Genomic DNA, 17164 nt, shown 5'->3' with positions numbered 1-17164 from the left:
GGAAGTGTACTAGATTATGTCAACGATTTCAAAAATAAAGAAAACCATTCCATCATTAGACTGGCTGACCGATTTAAATGTGTTCGCTGTTAATCGTCTCCCGGCACACTCTGATCACTATTTTTACGAGACAATGGAAGAAGCGAAAAATGCAGCCCCAATGAAGTGGCGTTATGATTTAAACGGAGACTGGAAATTCACTTACAATATCAATCCTAACAACCGTCCGGCAGACTTTTATAAGCCCGAATTTAATTGTTCAGGCTGGGAAAACATCTCCGTTCCTGGACATATACAACTCCAAGGGTATGGGAAACCGCAATATGTTAATACGATGTACCCTTGGGATGGGCACAATGAAATCCGTCCGCCGGAGATTCCTGCGGATCATAATCCAGTCGGCAGCTATGTGAAATTTTTTAATATTCCAGCCAATATGCAAAATAAGCCGGTTTATATTTCTTTTCAAGGAGTGGAATCCGCCTTCTATGTGTGGTTGAATGGTAAATTTGTCGGCTATAGTGAGGACTCATTTACCCCTTCAGAGTTTGAGCTTACTCCTTATCTTGTAGAAGGTGAAAATAAGCTTGCCGTAGAGGTGTACCAAAGAAGCACGGGCAGCTGGCTGGAAGATCAGGATTTTTGGAGATTTTCAGGTATTTTCCGTGATGTCTATCTTTATACCGTCCCAGAGGTACATGTTACAGATTTACATGTCTGTCCGGAGTTGGACTTAACTTTTACAAAAGGTACACTTGCTGCGGATATCAAGATTCAAGGGACTGCGTCCAAAATCACCGCGGAATTAGTTGATGCCAATGGAGTTCAGGTGGCGAGCACAAATGGTGAACAGCATAATGGCGAATGGACGGTAACACTTCAACTGGACAATCCAGAGCTTTGGAGTGCAGAGAGTCCATATTTATACAAATTATATATTCAACTCTATAATGAATCAGGAAGTTTGACAGAGGTAATACCACAAAAGGTCGGCTTTAGACGGTTTGAACTTGTGGATAAGATTATGTGCTTAAATGGGAAACGGATTGTGTTTAAAGGAGTAAACCGTCATGAATTTAATCCACGCCGCGGACGGGCGATTACAAAGGAAGATATGCTGTGGGATATTAAAACCCTGAAGCGTCACAATATTAATGCAGTTCGTACCTCGCATTATCCGAACCAAAGCTATTGGTACGAGTTATGTGATGAGTATGGAGTCTATGTCATTGACGAGATGAATTTGGAAACACATGGGTCATGGCAAAAGATGGGGGCAGTTGAGCCATCCTGGAACATTCCGGGCAATAAGCCGGAATGGGAGGCCATTGTCATGGACCGTGCGATTTCGATGGTTGAGCGGGATAAGAATCACCCATCGATTTTGATTTGGTCATGCGGCAATGAATCTTATGCCGGGGAAGTCATCCTAAATGTCTCAAAATATTTCAAGAAAGCAGATCCAAGCCGGCTTGTCCATTATGAAGGTGTATTTCACAATCGGACTTACAATGACACAAGTGATATGGAAAGCCGTATGTATGCAAAGCCTGCGGACATCGAAAAGTATTTAACGGAAAATCCAGAAAAGCCTTATATTAGCTGTGAGTACATGCATGCGATGGGAAATTCGCTTGGAGGCATGTACAAATATACGGACTTAGAGCAAAAGTATCCAATGTACCAAGGTGGATTTATTTGGGATTACATTGATCAGGCGATATATAAGAATGACAGTTATGGCAGGGAATTCCTTGCTTACGGGGGGGATTTTGGGGATCGTCCGACTGATTACGGCTTCTGTACGAATGGCATTGTGTATGCGAATCGTGAGCTTTCACCAAAAATGCAGGAAGTAAAATTTTTATATCAAAACTTCAAGCTGGTTCCGGATAAGAACGGGGTTACAATCAAAAATGAAAGCCTGTTCTCCAATACAGAAGACTTTGTGCTTGAATATGCTCTTTTCTTTGAAGGCGAGGAATTATACCGAAACACTCTTGAAGCGGCTGTAGAACCTCAAAGTCAGGGGTACTATGAATTCAATTTACCTGATAACATTGATAACCTTTCGGGTGAGTATTCTGTTCAAGCATCACTAAAGCTGCAGGAAAACACACTTTGGGCAGATGCAGGGTATGAGATTGCCTTTGGACAGTTTGTATATCAGGCGGGTTCAAGGGAAACTGTTCCTGTTAAGGGAGAGCTGCGGGCAGTCAATGGTGACGTCAATATTGGTGTTCACGGCCGTGATTTTACGGTGATGTTTTCGAAGCAAGTTGGAAGTATAATTTCACTGAACTATGCTGGCAGAGAAATGATTGCTCTTCCACCGGCACCATTATTCTGGAGAGCGACAACGGATAATGATCGAGGCATTTCTCAGAGCTACCATTCCGGGCTTTGGTATGCTGCGAGCCTGGCTCGAAAGTGTGTAAAGATTGAATTGGAAGAAAGAGGAAGTTATGTAAGCGTTGGATTTACTTATAAATTCTCAATTAACGATGATATTGAAGTAATTACTGTTTTCACTGTTTATCCAGATGGAAGCGTCAAGGTTAGATCTAAGTATAAAGGTGCTGAGAAATTACCACAGCTGCCCATTTTCGCGGTGTCCTTTAAGCTTCCAGCTAATTATGACCGGCTTGAATGGTATGCAATGGGGCCAGAAGAGAATTACTCTGACCGAAACAAGGGAGCAAGATTAGGTATTTATAAAAATCATGTAGCTGACAATCCTTCCGGCTATGTGATGCCGCAGGAATCAGGCAACCGAACCGGAGTACGCCGTGTGAGCGTGACGGACAAAGAGGGAAAAGGAATCCGAATTACTTCAGTGACAGAACCGCTTGAATGCAATTTCTCCCCTTATACAGCATTTGAGCTTGAGAATGCTCAGCATATTTTCGAGCTGCCGAATGTTCATTATACCGTGGTGACGGCGGCCGGCAGGCAGATGGGTGTTGGCGGGGACGACAGCTGGGGTGCGCCAGTTCACGACGAGCACCTCATCCATGCAGGTCAAAATTTGGAATTTGAATTTATGATTCAGCCAATTTGAATATTTTACTAGTAAAGAGTTCGAACCGGACTCTTTACTAGATTAGTATGTTATCAAAATAGAATAAACCTTACCCTAGTATAGTATTTTTTGAAACTATAAATGAGTGCTCCACTAATAGATTGACCATTTTTTAGAAAGGATTTGGAGTGACTCTCTGGATATAGGGGGTGATGTCATGATCTGAATTATTACACTACTGTTTCCGTAATGCCCGGAATTATGGACATCAGTCAAGGATATGAAGATTTAGTATCATCCATTTTTGAGTAAACATCGAATTCCTTAACTGTCAGGAGAAGTATGTCAGAACTATTAAAGGGGAGGATTTGTGTTATGTTGCCAAAGGGGCTTGGAAGAAAAATATCTGCCTATTGCATGATTGTATTACTTGTCATGGGGGTGGTTTCACCTACCATAACGAAGAAGACTTATGCTGAGGAAAATTCTGTTGAAGTAAATTCTAATAAAGAAACGATTGAATTAGACCCAAGTTATCAGCATGAGCCTTTTGATGGCTGGGGAACAGCGCTTGTCTGGTTTGCAAATGTTACTGGAGGCTGGCCGGATGAACTTAGAAATGAACTGGCAGATGATCTCTTCGGGAAAGATGGGCTGAATTTTAATATTGCCCGCTATAATATTGGCGGCGGTGATTCGCCGGAGACGGCACCATATATGCGTAAAGGCGGGGCGGTCCCCGGCTACTGGAATCGTCCGGCAGAATTTGGTCCTCCACAAGGAAATACAACTGGCTGGAAGGAGCAAGCAAATTGGTGGGATTCAAAGAATCCTGACCACTGGAATTGGAATGCCGATGCAAATCAGCGCTGGTGGTTGGAGGCTGCTAAATCAAGGGGTGCAGACACGTTCGAAGCCTTCTCCAATTCAGCTCCATATTTTATGACTCAAAGTGGATATGTATCTGGTAATTGGAACTCATGGGATGACAATTTAAAGGCAGATCAGTTCGAAAACTTTGCAACATACTTAACAACAGTCGTTGATCATTTACAAAAAGATTTAGATGTTGAATTTAAAACGCTTTCCCCAATCAATGAGCCTTTCACTGGCTATTGGGGCGCAAAGGGCAGACAGGAAGGTTCTAACTGGTCCCGTGCTTCTCAGTCGAAAATCATTAATGAGGTTAAAAAGCAGTTAGATGAAAAACAACTTAGTACGGTTGTTTCTGCAATGGATGAGACACATCCACAAAGATTTAGAGAAAACTGGGAGCAATATAATGCTGAAACACGCTCCAATGTCGGGCAATTAAATGTACATACGTACTGGCCTGAACAGCAAGTAGGTGTGCGGGATATTGCCAAATCTTCTGGCAAGAGACTGTGGATGTCAGAGGTGGATCTCAGTCCGGGAGGCATTGGGCAAAGTCATACCGACATTCGAACAGGTCTTGGCCTGTCTGAACGAATTACCAGTGATATTCAAAAGCTTGAACCAGAGGCATGGGTGCTATGGCAGGCAATTGAAGATGAAGTCAATATGAATCCAGAACACGAAAATGCAAACTGGGGACTAATCCAAGTGGACTTTGATCCTAAGGATTTCAGCAATGTAAAAATTTATAAAAATAAAAAATACTATGCAATGGGGAACTACAGCAAATTTATCCGCCCAGGTTCTCAAGTCATCAATTCGAACAGCAGCAGTACATTAGCAGCCATCAATAAACAGGATGAATCACTTGTCTTAGTTTATACAAACAGCACGACAGACGAAAAGGCGCTGAACTTTGACTTATCAGGATTTGAAACTGTAAAAGATAATGCGGAAGCTGTTCCTTATGTAACGTCAGCAACGGATAATATTGCTAAGGGATCTGCCATAAAAATCTCGGATAAAAAGTTATCAGCTGTCGTTAAACCCCAATCGATTACTACTTTTGTAGTTTCAAAGGTATCCGGCGTTGCCCCGGATCAAAGTGTTGTGGATTCCGATGAGGACTACAATATCATCAATAAAAACAGCGGGAAAGTACTGGATATCGCCCAGGATCAAGCGGCGATTGTACAAAAAACGAAGGTTCATGAAAAAGATAGTCAAAGCTGGAGAATTCAAAAAGTCACAAATGGCAACAGCAACAAGGAGATCTATCAAATTATCCAACCGTCAAGCGGCAAGGTACTTGGTGTGGAAAATGGTTCAGCCATTTTGCAGAAGGATGAGGATCGACCAAGTCAAAAATGGATTCTATCAACCTATGGAAATGGAGAATATACATTTGTCAATGTACAAGATGGCAAACTGCTTGAGATAGGCGGACAATCCAAAGCCGAGGATGCCCGGGCAACGGTGTGGCTGCCGAATGCCGGAAATAATCAGGTATGGAAGCTGGTTAAAGCGGGAATTACCAAGATTGAACCGGTAGAGGTTGTTGTGCCAAAGAAAAAAACGGCACCCATTCTGCCTAATGAAGTAACGGCAGTATACGGTGATGGGGATCGAGTTTTGAAAGGTGTCGTTTGGAATGAAATTGATCCAGCCCTCTATGATCGAGAAAATGTCTTTACTGTTGAGGGTCAGGTAGAGGGTACAAAAATAAAGGCCAATGCAACGGTAATTGTTTCTAAGATTGAGAGTATCGAGCCTGTCAAAATTAAAACTACACCAGGTGCAGCACCAATTTTACCAAAAGAAGCAACTGCCAAATTAACCAACGGTTCTCATGGTAAGGTGGCCATTCTATGGGATGAGATCGATCCTTCGCTTTATGCTGGTCTAGGCAAATTTACAGTGAGAGGAAAAAATCCAGAAAGCCCAGTTAAAGCATTAGCAGAGGTCCAAGTTGTAAAGCCCGCTTTGAAAAACCTTGCCTTGAAGAAATCTGGAAATGAGTTCCCGAAAGCAAGTGCTTCCTTCACGGGAATGTACGACAGTGCCTCTAACATAAATGATGGAATTATTTCCAGTGTCCGCTGGACGAACTGGGATCCAAACAATTGGAGAAAAGAAGACTGGGTTGCGATTGATTTTGGCAAAGAAGAGACCATTTCCAAAGTAGATTTCCATTTCTATGATGATGGCGGCGGTACGAGACCAGCACAATCATTCGTGCTGCAATATTGGAATGGCAGTGCATGGGTTGATATTGAAGGGACTCAAACTGAGGTGGCGGCTAAAAAAGAAATCAATCTTTCGTTTGAGCCCCTCAAAACTTCAAAGATTCGGGCAATGATGCAGGCAATGCCGAACACATGTATTGCCATTTCAGAACTAATGGTATGGGGTGTTGGAGAAACTTCTGTTCCAAGTGCAGGGGAGGATGCGACGCTTGAAAATGTTTTGATTAATGAGCAGCCACTTAAAGACTTTAAAGCCGATACCTTCACCTATCAAGTGGAGATGAATGGCCGAGTGCATAAGGATTTAAATATAAAGGCAATTACAAACGACCTTTTCGCAGATGCACAAATCAACCTTCCTGAATCTTTGCCTGGCAAAGCGGAAATTATCGTAACCTCTGAGGATCGTAAACATAAGGAAACTTATACAATTGAGTTTGTTAATGAAGATGGAACCTTATTAGTTCAATGATATAGGAGATTCATAGGGGGTGTTTATGATGAACCCCCTATTTTCAAAACGACATCCATTTAGAAGAAGGTGAAGTTTTATGCAAATACATACGAATTTAGAAAAACAGCAATTTCATTTGACAAATGGTCAGGTAAGTTATATTTTCCACGTGATGAAGAATGGGCAGCTAGGTCATCTCTATTTTGGCAAAGCAATAAGGCATCGAAGCGATTTTTCCCATTTGCAGCGGTATGATGTCCCCACAGCCGCCAGTTGTCATGTTTATGCGGATGATCCAGCCTTTTCTCTGGAAACACTGCGGCAGGAATATCCTGCCTATGGAAATTCAGATTTCCGGGAACCTGCCATCAGTCTGACCAAACAGAACGTAAACCATGTTCCTGATTTTAAATATGAATCGTTTCGTTTGCTGGAAGGTAAACCTCATCTTGAGGGGCTTCCGGCAACTTATACAGAAGTCTTCAGCGATGCACACACAATCCAAATAATCTTAAAGGATGCGGTGTTACAAGCAGAATTAACCTTAAATTATACTATTTTCCGTGAAAAGCCAGTGATTACGAGAAGCGCTTTCTTGAGAAACAACGGTCAAGAGGAATTGTCGATTGAAAGAATAATGAGTGCATCGCTTGATTTGCCTGATAAGGATTTTCAGTTTGTTCATTTAGCTGGGGCATGGTCACGGGAACGTCATGTAAAGGAAAGAAAACTTGAAACTGGAATCCAGTCCATTTCAAGTCTGCGCGGGGCAAGCTCTCACCATCATAATCCATTTTTAGCATTAAAAAGACCATCTGCGACGGAGCATGCAGGTGAGGTATACGGCTTTAATTTTGTTTATAGCAGTAATTTTCTAATGCAAGTGGAAGTGGACCATTATGACACGGCGAGACTGACAGTTGGAATTCATCCATTTTGCTTCCGGTGGTCAATAATACCGGGGGAGTCCTTTCAAACTCCCGAAGCAGTGATGGTGTATTCTGATCAAGGGCTAAATGGAATGAGCCAGGCTTTTCATGATCTTTATCACAAAAATTTAATCCCGGCTCAATGGCAGAAACAAGAACGGCCAATCTTGATTAATAACTGGGAAGCCACCTACTTTGATTTCAATGAGGAAAAGCTGGTGAATATCGCAAAATCCGCCAGTGAATTAGGAATCGAATTGTTTGTACTTGATGATGGCTGGTTTGGCAAAAGAAACGATGATACATCTTCACTCGGTGATTGGCACATGGATTTAAATAAGCTTCCCAATGGGTTAGAGAGTCTCGCTCAAAAAATTACTGCTCTCGGCATGAAGTTTGGTCTCTGGTTTGAGCCTGAGATGATCAGCCCTGACAGTGATTTATTTAGAGAACATCCGGATTGGGCGGTTGGTATGCCGGAGCAGCGTACACTTGGCCGAAATCAGCTGGTGCTTGATTTTTCAAGGCCGGAAATCGTTGATTATCTATACAAAAAAATGGCCGATATTATTAAACGGACAGACCTTGCTTACATTAAATGGGATATGAATCGAAATATTACAGAAGCCTTTTCGCAAAAATTAGCTCCAAATCAGCAAGGGGAATTTTTCCACCGCTATATTTTAGGCGTTTATCGACTATACGAACGGTTAACCAGTGAATTTCCTCAGGTGTTGTTTGAATCGTGTGCGGGAGGGGGCGGACGGTTTGATCCGGGAATGATGTACTACGCACCACAGGCGTGGACAAGTGATGATACGGATGCCGTCGAAAGGCTCAAGATCCAATACGGAACATCATTTGCTTATCCGGTCTACAGCATGGGATCTCATGTTTCGGCCGTTCCGAATCACCAAACATTAAGGACAACGCCATTATCGACGAGAGCGAATACGGCTTACTTTGGAACCTTTGGCTATGAGCTAGATCCACTTCATTTAAAAGAAGAGGAACGTCTGGAAATCAAGGAGCAGGTTTCTTTTTATAAAAAGCGCCGAGGGTTAATCCGCGACGGTAAATTTTATCGCCTGCAAAGTCCGTTCGATGGAAATGAAACAGCATGGATGGTCGTCAGTCAAGATCAATCAGAAGCATTAATCGGCTACTACAAGGTTTTGGCAATCCCGAGCTCTCCCAAACAGCAAACATTAAAGCTGAATGGGCTGGACGAGGCAAAGTTTTATCAAGTGGCTGAGAGCGGCCAGCGCTGCTATGGAGATGAACTGATGCACGCAGGCCTTCAGCTTCCAACCGAGTTCAATGGTGTAAACAGCCAAAGTGCCGAGCGTGGCGGGGACTTCCAATCACATGTTTTTCATTTGACAAGTATAGAGGGCCCGATTGGTTAAAAAAAGGATTGCGAATCTTTTGTTACTGGATTTAAAATGAGTATGTATTAAGACAAGATAGGGAAGAAGGTTTCAGCATGTGGATTGCTGCAGCATTGATAACAACCTTAAGCTTCGGAACGAACAATACTCTATTTAAATGGAGTACAAGCCGTGGCTTGTCAAAGGTGCATATTCAGTTTTTCTTTTATTTTACGGCTTTTTTGCTTACGCTCGGGTATGGGATTTCTACAGGGAAATTCCAATTTAATCTCTATGCCATCATCCTTGGCGGGCTGATTGGAATCTTAAATGCCAATGGCAATATTCAAATGTCAAAGGCCTTTGAAAAAGGGCCAGCGAGTCTAACTTCACCGCTAATTGGCGCAAATGCTATCCTTCCGATCTTCGGGGCAGCGATTATTTTTCATGAAAATATCACCCTTCTCCACTGGATAGGGATTGCGGTTATCTTAGGATCGGCAATGGCCATTCAATATTCTCCGGGGCAGAGCCGGGGCACAGAGTACGGTCCATGGCTATTCCGGGTACTTTTGGCTATCCTGTCCTTCGGTATCCTGGGCATATTAATGAAAACAACGTCCTATTTGCACATCAGCTCGTTCAATACAATCATTTGTATGTACGGTGTAGGAAGCGTGTATTTAGGAATAACAGGTATTCGGGAAAAGGAAACTTGGCAGCGATCCGAAGTCAATATCGGTTCCCTTGTCGGATTGGTCAGTGTAATAGGGTATAGCTGTTATTTTTATGCTTTGCAGATTGGGACCGCAAGTATCATCTTCCCAATTGTCAGCCTGAATTGTCTCGTTGTGATCCTTGCAGGCTGCTGGTTTTTTAAAGAAAAATTAAAACGATATCAGCTCGTAGGCATATTTTCTGCTATTCTAGGAATTATTTTTACAAAAATATGAGATTGGAAGCAGCTCCATTGGGGGCTGTTTTTTTTTATATTTAGCAAAAAACTAGTTAATTATTTAGTAAAAATTTTAGTAAAAATAATTGTTTAATTTTACTGATGAGAGTAAAATTGAATTAAAGATAATTTGCCTGGAGGAGACAATACCCATGAACTTGATGAAGCTAAACACAACATTTGAAAACGTATTCCATACTTTACCTGAAAGATCCTTTTTTGCCCCTGGCCGGATTAACTTAATTGGCGAACATACCGATTATAATGGCGGCCATGTATTCCCGTGTGCGATTACCTACGGAACTTATGCGGTTGCAAGGAAGCGCGAGGATCAGCTTGTACGATTATATTCCATGAACTTCGCCGAAAAAGGAATCATCGAATTTAACCTAAACGAACTTGAATACGATAATAATCATAATTGGGCCAACTATCCAAAAGGCATGATCCGCTACGTGAAAGAAGTTGGATACGAGATTCCAACCGGATTTGAGTGTGTAATCCAAGGGAATATTCCAAATGGAGCGGGACTATCTTCTTCAGCATCGATTGAGCTGTTAACAGGAGTGCTTGTGAACGGTCTTTTTAACCTAGAGATACCTCGACTTGATCTCATCAAGCTTGGTAAGAAGGTGGAAAACGAATTTATTGGTGTTAACAGCGGGATCATGGACCAGTTTGCTATTGGGATGGGCGTGAAAGATGCAGGAATTCTATTAGACTGCCAAACTTTGAAATATGAATACGCACAGATTCATCTTGAAAATCACAAAATCTTAATCATGAATACAAACAAACGCCGGGAACTGGCAGATTCTAAATACAATGAGCGTCGAGCCGAGTGTGAAGAGGCATTAGCTCAGCTTCAGCAAAAGCTCCCGATTGAAGCGCTTGGTCAGCTATCGGAAGAGGAGTTTGATACAAATCAAACCTTGATTACCAATAAAACCGTCCGTAAGCGGGCGAAACATGCCGTCTATGAAAATGTTAGAACCCTGAAGGCATTGAAGGAACTAAAAGCCGGGAATGTGGAGGCCTTTGGCCAATTGATGAACCAATCGCATATTTCCTTGCGAGACGACTATGAAGTAACGGGCGTAGAACTCGACACGTTAGTGGAAGCGGCTTGGAATCTTCCAGGAGTTCTAGGAGCGCGGATGACAGGAGCAGGCTTTGGCGGCTGTGCAATTGCCATTGTTGCCAATGAAGAGGTTGAGCGTTTTATTGCAAACGTTGGCGAAGCCTATCTTGACAAGATTGGTTACGAAGCCGATTTTTATGTTGCCAGCATTGGGGACGGAGCGAAGGAAATCGAAATGGAGGAGGCACTATAATGAATATCCTAGTTTTAGGCGGGGCCGGTTATGTCGGTTCGCATGCTGTTTACCAGTTAATCGATCAAGGTTATCCGGTAGTGGTGATTGACAATCTGCAAACGGGTCACCTGGGTGCCGTCCATCCTGAGGCGCGTTTTTATCAAGGAGATATCCGCAGCCGTGAGTTTATGCGATCCGTATTTGAAAAAGAAAAAGTTGAAGCCATTTTGCATTTTGCCGCCAACTCCCTTGTTGGCGAATCGATGGTTGAGCCGTTAAAATACTTTGATAACAATGTGTACGGCACACAAATTGTCCTCGAAATGATGAAGGAATTTGGCGTTAAGCACATTGTCTTTTCGTCCACAGCTGCCGTGTACGGGGAGCCGAAGGAAGTGCCGATTACAGAAGAAGCCCAGACAATGCCGACCAACACCTATGGGGAAACCAAATTGGCAATGGAAAAAATGATCTCCTGGTGCGAGCAGGCATTTGGAGTCAAATACGTATCCTTAAGATATTTTAATGTTGCCGGGTCCAGAGGAGACGGGCAAATTGGAGAAGATCACACCCCTGAAACACATCTCATTCCCGTTGTCCTAGAAGCAGCATTGGGAAAAAGACCGGCAGTTACCATCTTTGGAGATGACTACGAAACAGAAGACGGCACGTGTGTCCGTGACTATATCCATGTCGAGGATTTAATTGCTGCCCATATTTTAGCACTGAAATTTTTACAGCAAGGTGGAGAAAGCAGTATTTTCAATCTCGGTTCTAGTCAAGGCTTCTCTGTTAAAGAAATTGTCGAGACCGCTAAAGCGGTAACAGGAATTGATATTCCAGTAAAAATGGGTGAACGGCGCTCTGGTGATCCAAGTACATTAATTGCTTCTTCGGAAAAAGCAAAACAGGTGTTAGGCTGGAATCCAACAAGAACATCCATCCATCAAATTATTAACGATGCCTGGAACTGGCATAAGCAGAATCCGAACGGATATCAGAGGTGAGGAAATGATTTATCAATTGGTCCAACAACTAGTGGAAAAAGCGCTCGAAGCACAGCTGATTGAAAGGGAAGATGAAATTTTTGCACGCAATCAAGTTCTTTCACTGCTGAAATTAGCAGACTTTAAGGAAACCAAATCTGGAAAGAATCTGTCCATTCCGGATGTGCTTGATGAAATCGTTAATTATGCCTGCGAACACGGTATTATTGAGGATCTCTTTGATGAAAAAGAAATTTTTTCAAGTAAAATCATGAACTGCTTTATGGCAAGGCCATCCACTGTGAATCAGCTTTTTTATGAAAAATATCAACAGGATCCACAGGAAGCAACGCAGTATTTTTATGATTTGAGTAAAAACAGCAATTACATTCAAATGAACCGGATTCGAAAAAATATTGAATATAAGGCTGAAACGGAATACGGTGAATTGGACATTACGATTAATTTATCGAAACCGGAGAAAGATCCAAGAAGTATTGCGGCCGAACGGGCAGCGGTGAAAAATGAATATCCAAAATGCCTGCTATGTATTGAAAATGAGGGTTATGCAGGGCGGATTGGCCACCCAGCCCGCTCTAATCACCGCATAATCCGGATGAATTTGCTGGATGAAAATTGGTATCTCCAATATTCTCCCTATGTTTACTACAATGAGCATTGTATTGTTTTATCGGAAAAGCATACCGATATGAAAATAAGCCGGACGACGTTTCAACGATTATTATCCTTTGTCGAGCAGTTCCCGCATTATTTTCTTGGTTCAAATGCGGATATTCCGATTGTGGGCGGTTCAATTTTATCGCATGAACATTACCAAGGCGGTAATTATGAATTTACGATGGCAAAGGCGGAATCTGATTGGACATTTGAAATGGCAGGATGCCCGAAAGTAGAAGGTGCAGTTGTGAAATGGCCAATGTCTGTGATTCGTCTCCGGTCAGAAGATAAGGCCGACCTCGTTGAGGCCGCGGACCATATTTTAGCTAATTGGAAAAATTACAGCGATGAGGCGGTTGGAGTTTTAGCATGGACGGGAGAGACTCCGCATAATACAATTACGCCGATTGCCCGCAAAAAGGGTGACGTGTATGAACTCGACTTAGTATTACGAAACAACCGGACAAGTGAGGAGCATCCGCTTGGCATCTTCCATCCGCACAGCGATGTTCATCATATTAAGAAGGAAAACATCGGTTTAATTGAAGTAATGGGATTGGCTGTGCTTCCAGCCCGCTTAAAGGATGAGCTCAAAGAGGTGGAGGATTTCGTTCTAGGGAAAGAAGCAATGGTTGAAGAGCATCATTTGAACTGGGCAGTAGAATTAAGAGACCGCTATCAAGCTGTTGCGAAAGAATCAAATGTGGAATCACTGGTAAGAAAAGAAGTAGGAAATAAATTTTTAAAATGCTTAGAGGATGCCGGCGTGTTTAAATGGAATGAAGAAGGTGCTGCTGGATTCCGCAGGTTTATTGAAACCTTATCATGACAAGCTCTCGAAAAAATGGAGTGAGATTTGATGAAGATAATTGATAAATTAATTGGCAATTATGATGGCCAGTCTGTAATTGAATATACGCTTATCAACGATTCCGGGGTGACGGTCTCATGTCTTAATTACGGATGTGTGATCACCAAAATAATCGTTCCAGACCGGCAAGGAAACTTTGAAAATGTGGTGCTCGGTTTTGAGGAATTTGAGGACTATCTTGATTTGTCCCCTTACTTTGGTTCCGTTGTCGGCCGGGTAGCTGGAAGAATTAAAGGTGCTAAGTTCGAATTAGACGGAAAAGAATACTTACTCGCAGACAATGAACATCCTAACCACTTACACGGTGGGAAAAAGGGCTTTAATTCAGTGGTTTGGAGAGTGGAAAAGATAGAGGAAGATGAAGCAGTCGGTCTAAAGTTTTATTATCATAGTCCAAATGGGGAAGAAGGCTATCCAGGAAATCTGGACATCTTTGTAACCTATCTATTAAACAATAAGAACGAATTGGTTATTACCTATGAAGGGAAAACCGATCAAAAGACATTGGTCAATTTAACGAATCATTCCTATTTTAATCTGAGCGGCAATTTAAAAAGAGATTGTACCGAGCATATCCTTCAATTAGAAAGCGACCGGTTTTTAGAACTGGGTGAAGATTTGATACCGACTGGAAAAATGATTACGGCAAAGAAAACTCCTTTTGATTTTCAGCATGGCCGTAGAATCCTTTCAGGAGTGAATTCCGAACATCCACAAAATGTGCTCGCCGGAAACGGCTACGATCATCCGCTTATTTTTACGGAAAAAGGTGAAAATAGCATCGTATTGAGCGATGAAGAAAGTGGACGGACGCTGATGGTTACGACGGACCAGCCATGTGTCGTTGTTTATACCTCGAATCAGTTAGAAGGGCCGTTTTCGATTTCAGGTGTCCGGGCCAGAAATTATCTGGGTGTCTGCCTGGAAACACAAGGCCTGCCTGATGCCATTCATCATGCGGAGTTTCCATCTGTAATTTTAAATCCAGAGGATGTTTACTATTCCACAACAAAGTATCGCTTTTTTGCCAACACATTAGGAGATTAAAATATGGCTACCATTAAGGATATTGCACAAATAGCGGGGGTATCGATTGCCACTGTTTCACGGGTGCTCAATTATGATACGACGCTTTCAGTCAGCGATGAAACGAAAAAAAGGATTTTCGAGGTTGCCGAAGAGCTTTCTTATAAGAAGAAACCCTCGGCCCGAAAACAGGAGTCAGGCAGGATTGCTCTCTTGCAATGGCATTCAGAAAAAGAAGAGCTGGAGGATTTATACTATATGTCCATCCGGCTGGGGGTGGAGAACCGCTGCCGGCACCATGGAATTCAAGTGGTAAAGTATTTTCAAGATAATTACGAGGACTTGAGAGAAGATGAGATTCAAGGGCTCATCGCCATCGGCAAGTACAGCAGCAAGCAAGTGAAGGACTTGCATGCAATTACGAAAAATATTGTCTTTGTCGATTCTTCTCCTGATGAAGAGAAATTTGATTCCGTTGTGATTGACTTTGAGAAGGCAACCGAAAAGATCCTTAACTATTTTCTAGAAAAAGGTCATGAACGAGTTGGGTATATTGGCGGCAGGGAAGTTTTCAAAGATAAAACTTCCAAAATAGAAGACCCTAGGGAAAGGGCGTTCAAGCGCTATTTAGCAGAAAAAGACTCATTAAATGAAGCGTTTATGTACATTGGTAATTTCACCGTGGATGCCGGCCATACCTTGATGAAACAAGCCATCCAGGAACACGGAGAAAACCTGCCCACCGCTTTTTTTGCCGGGAATGACTCGATTGCAGTCGGTGCTCTCAGGGCTTTACTGGAGGAAGGAGTCTCAGTTCCAGATCGTGTGAACATCATTGGTGTAAACGACATCAGCATATCCAAATATGTATTTCCTTCACTCAGTACCATAAAGGTTTATACTGAACTCATGGGAGAAACCGCAGTCGATACATTGTTGGAAAGAATAGAAGGCAGAAAAACAGCCAAAAAAATACTCATCGCAACAAAACTCATAATTAGAAATAGTAGTTTCTAATTTTCTAATCCAAAACAGGCCAATTTGTCCACCCTAGGTGGACAAATTGGCCTGTTTGTCTTTTTGTGGTGCCTGACACCCTTATTTAGTTAGAGAGTGGACTGCCAGCCATTCCATGATGGTTGTGGTTTTGCCGTTAATGGTGTCTGTTGGTTTGTTGTTGTAAACGTAAATCCATGACCAATGTCCGTTGTATTGGAATGGGGTTCCATCGGCATTTTGGTATAAGCTGGTTGTATCGTGCACATCATCAAATAGTGATAAGTGAATATCAGCTGCTCCTGCTTGGACTAGGCGGTTATAGGTCGGGACTGTGTTGATGGCAACTGGCAATGTCGTATCGTTTTTTGCAGCTGTAAACCATATTGGTGTCTGCTTGATTTTTTCGATGTCTGCGTCTGAAATCAATGAATCATTTAATCCTTCACAAACGGGATAGGCTGCTGCAAAATATCCTGGATAATCACGGACCATAAGCATGGTCATGTAACCGCCATTGGACGCTCCGCCAATATAGATTCTGTTTGGATCAACGTCCGGATTTTTGGCAACATAATCATTGATTAACGCCATAAGGGCCTGCTCATATTTGGAAGTTCCATCTGCTCTTCCATTCAAACCATCCATCCAGTAGGTTGGTGCCTGAGGTGCTAAAACATATGCACCATGAAAATAAGATTGAACTTCATCCGTAGCGAAGGTCACAGCTTTATTCGCAGCCAGCGGGATGGTTGCATCTGTGCCGCCCTCTCCACCTCCATGCAGCCAGATGACTAATGGATTCCTTTCCTTATCTTTTTCCGGTGCAAGGCTTGCATAGGTTAAGGAGACATTATCATAAGTGGCTTTACCTGTTGTAAAATCATCCACAAGTTCCCTTGTTTCTCCGGCAAATGTATCAACCACTAATCCAGAGACTGTTCCGGCACTGGTTTCTATATCTTTTTGCTGGGTGATGGTATATTTACTATCAATCCAATCATTAAATCGAGTACCGGCAAAATCATAGTTAAGAGGTGATCCCAAGGATACGTTTGGTCCAATTTTCATTTCCAAAACTACATATTTCCCCATTCCTACAACGGGATTCCCATCTTTATCAGAAACATAGGCCTTTGTAACGGTTCTGTCGCCTTCCTCTAAGAACGGTGTTTTCAACCTTTTATCACTTCTAACAACATGTACTTTGAAAGTATCTGTTGTCACGGAGTCTTTAGGAATTGGCCTTCCTACATTAATGATTACTTTAGTAATCGCTGCTCCCCAATCTTCAATTTCTGTAACAGTATGATATGATGTTGGCTGTGTTTCTATTTGCTTAGCAAAAACGTTTGTATTGAAAGATAAAGTTAAGGTTGCCGCCATCGTGGCTAACATTGCCTTTTTTTTGATTTTTTTTAGCATTTCCACTCTACCTC

At 42.4% G+C, this 17164-nt stretch carries 10 protein-coding genes; 9 read left to right on the top strand and 1 reads right to left on the bottom strand.

The genetic code is table 11. From position 1 onward, the window contains the following. Positions 1-16: 16 nt before the first annotated feature. From LC455_RS23120 to LC455_RS23080, 9 genes are all read left to right on the top strand, one after another. Positions 17-3061, top strand: a complete 3045-nt coding sequence (locus LC455_RS23120; protein WP_223594416.1) for a glycoside hydrolase family 2 TIM barrel-domain containing protein — start codon at positions 17-19, stop codon at positions 3059-3061. 336 nt (positions 3062-3397) lie between these two features. Next, positions 3398-6616 carry a glycoside hydrolase gene (locus tag LC455_RS23115; protein ID WP_223594414.1) on the top strand — a complete coding sequence of 1073 codons (3219 nt, stop codon included), beginning with the start codon at positions 3398-3400 and terminating at the stop codon, positions 6614-6616. A 79-nt stretch (positions 6617-6695) separates the two neighbouring features. Then, positions 6696-8936, top strand: a complete 2241-nt coding sequence (locus tag LC455_RS23110) for an alpha-galactosidase (protein ID WP_223594407.1) — start codon at positions 6696-6698, stop codon at positions 8934-8936. Between the two features lie 77 nt (positions 8937-9013). After that, a complete protein-coding gene (locus LC455_RS23105) occupies positions 9014-9850 on the top strand; it encodes a DMT family transporter (RefSeq protein WP_223594405.1) in 837 nt (278 codons plus the stop codon). 154 nt (positions 9851-10004) lie between these two features. Further along, positions 10005-11186 (top strand): galactokinase, encoded by a 1182-nt coding sequence (locus LC455_RS23100; protein WP_223594402.1) that lies wholly within the window; start codon positions 10005-10007, stop codon positions 11184-11186. After that, positions 11186-12175, top strand: a complete 990-nt coding sequence (gene galE / locus LC455_RS23095; RefSeq protein WP_223594401.1) for a UDP-glucose 4-epimerase GalE — start codon at positions 11186-11188, stop codon at positions 12173-12175. Before LC455_RS23100 ends, galE begins: the two co-directional genes overlap by 1 nt. Before the next feature lie 4 nt (positions 12176-12179). Then, positions 12180-13661 (top strand): UDP-glucose--hexose-1-phosphate uridylyltransferase, encoded by a 1482-nt coding sequence (galT, locus tag LC455_RS23090; protein WP_223594400.1) that lies wholly within the window; start codon positions 12180-12182, stop codon positions 13659-13661. A 30-nt stretch (positions 13662-13691) separates the two neighbouring features. Further along, positions 13692-14750 carry an aldose epimerase family protein gene (locus LC455_RS23085; protein WP_223594399.1) on the top strand — a complete coding sequence of 353 codons (1059 nt, stop codon included), beginning with the start codon at positions 13692-13694 and terminating at the stop codon, positions 14748-14750. A gap of 3 nt (positions 14751-14753) precedes the next feature. After that, entirely contained in the window at positions 14754-15746 is a 993-nt protein-coding gene (locus LC455_RS23080; protein ID WP_223594398.1) for a LacI family DNA-binding transcriptional regulator, read from the top strand. Positions 15747-15827: 81 nt separating this feature from the next. On the opposite strand, the gene LC455_RS23075 is transcribed toward LC455_RS23080, so the two are convergent. Next, a complete protein-coding gene (locus LC455_RS23075) occupies positions 15828-17150 on the bottom strand; it encodes a prolyl oligopeptidase family serine peptidase (protein WP_223594396.1) in 1323 nt (440 codons plus the stop codon). Between the last annotated feature and the right edge of the window lie 14 nt (positions 17151-17164).

The organism is Neobacillus bataviensis, from assembly GCF_019969725.1.
This window is presented reverse-complemented; position numbering and strand designations above follow the sequence as displayed.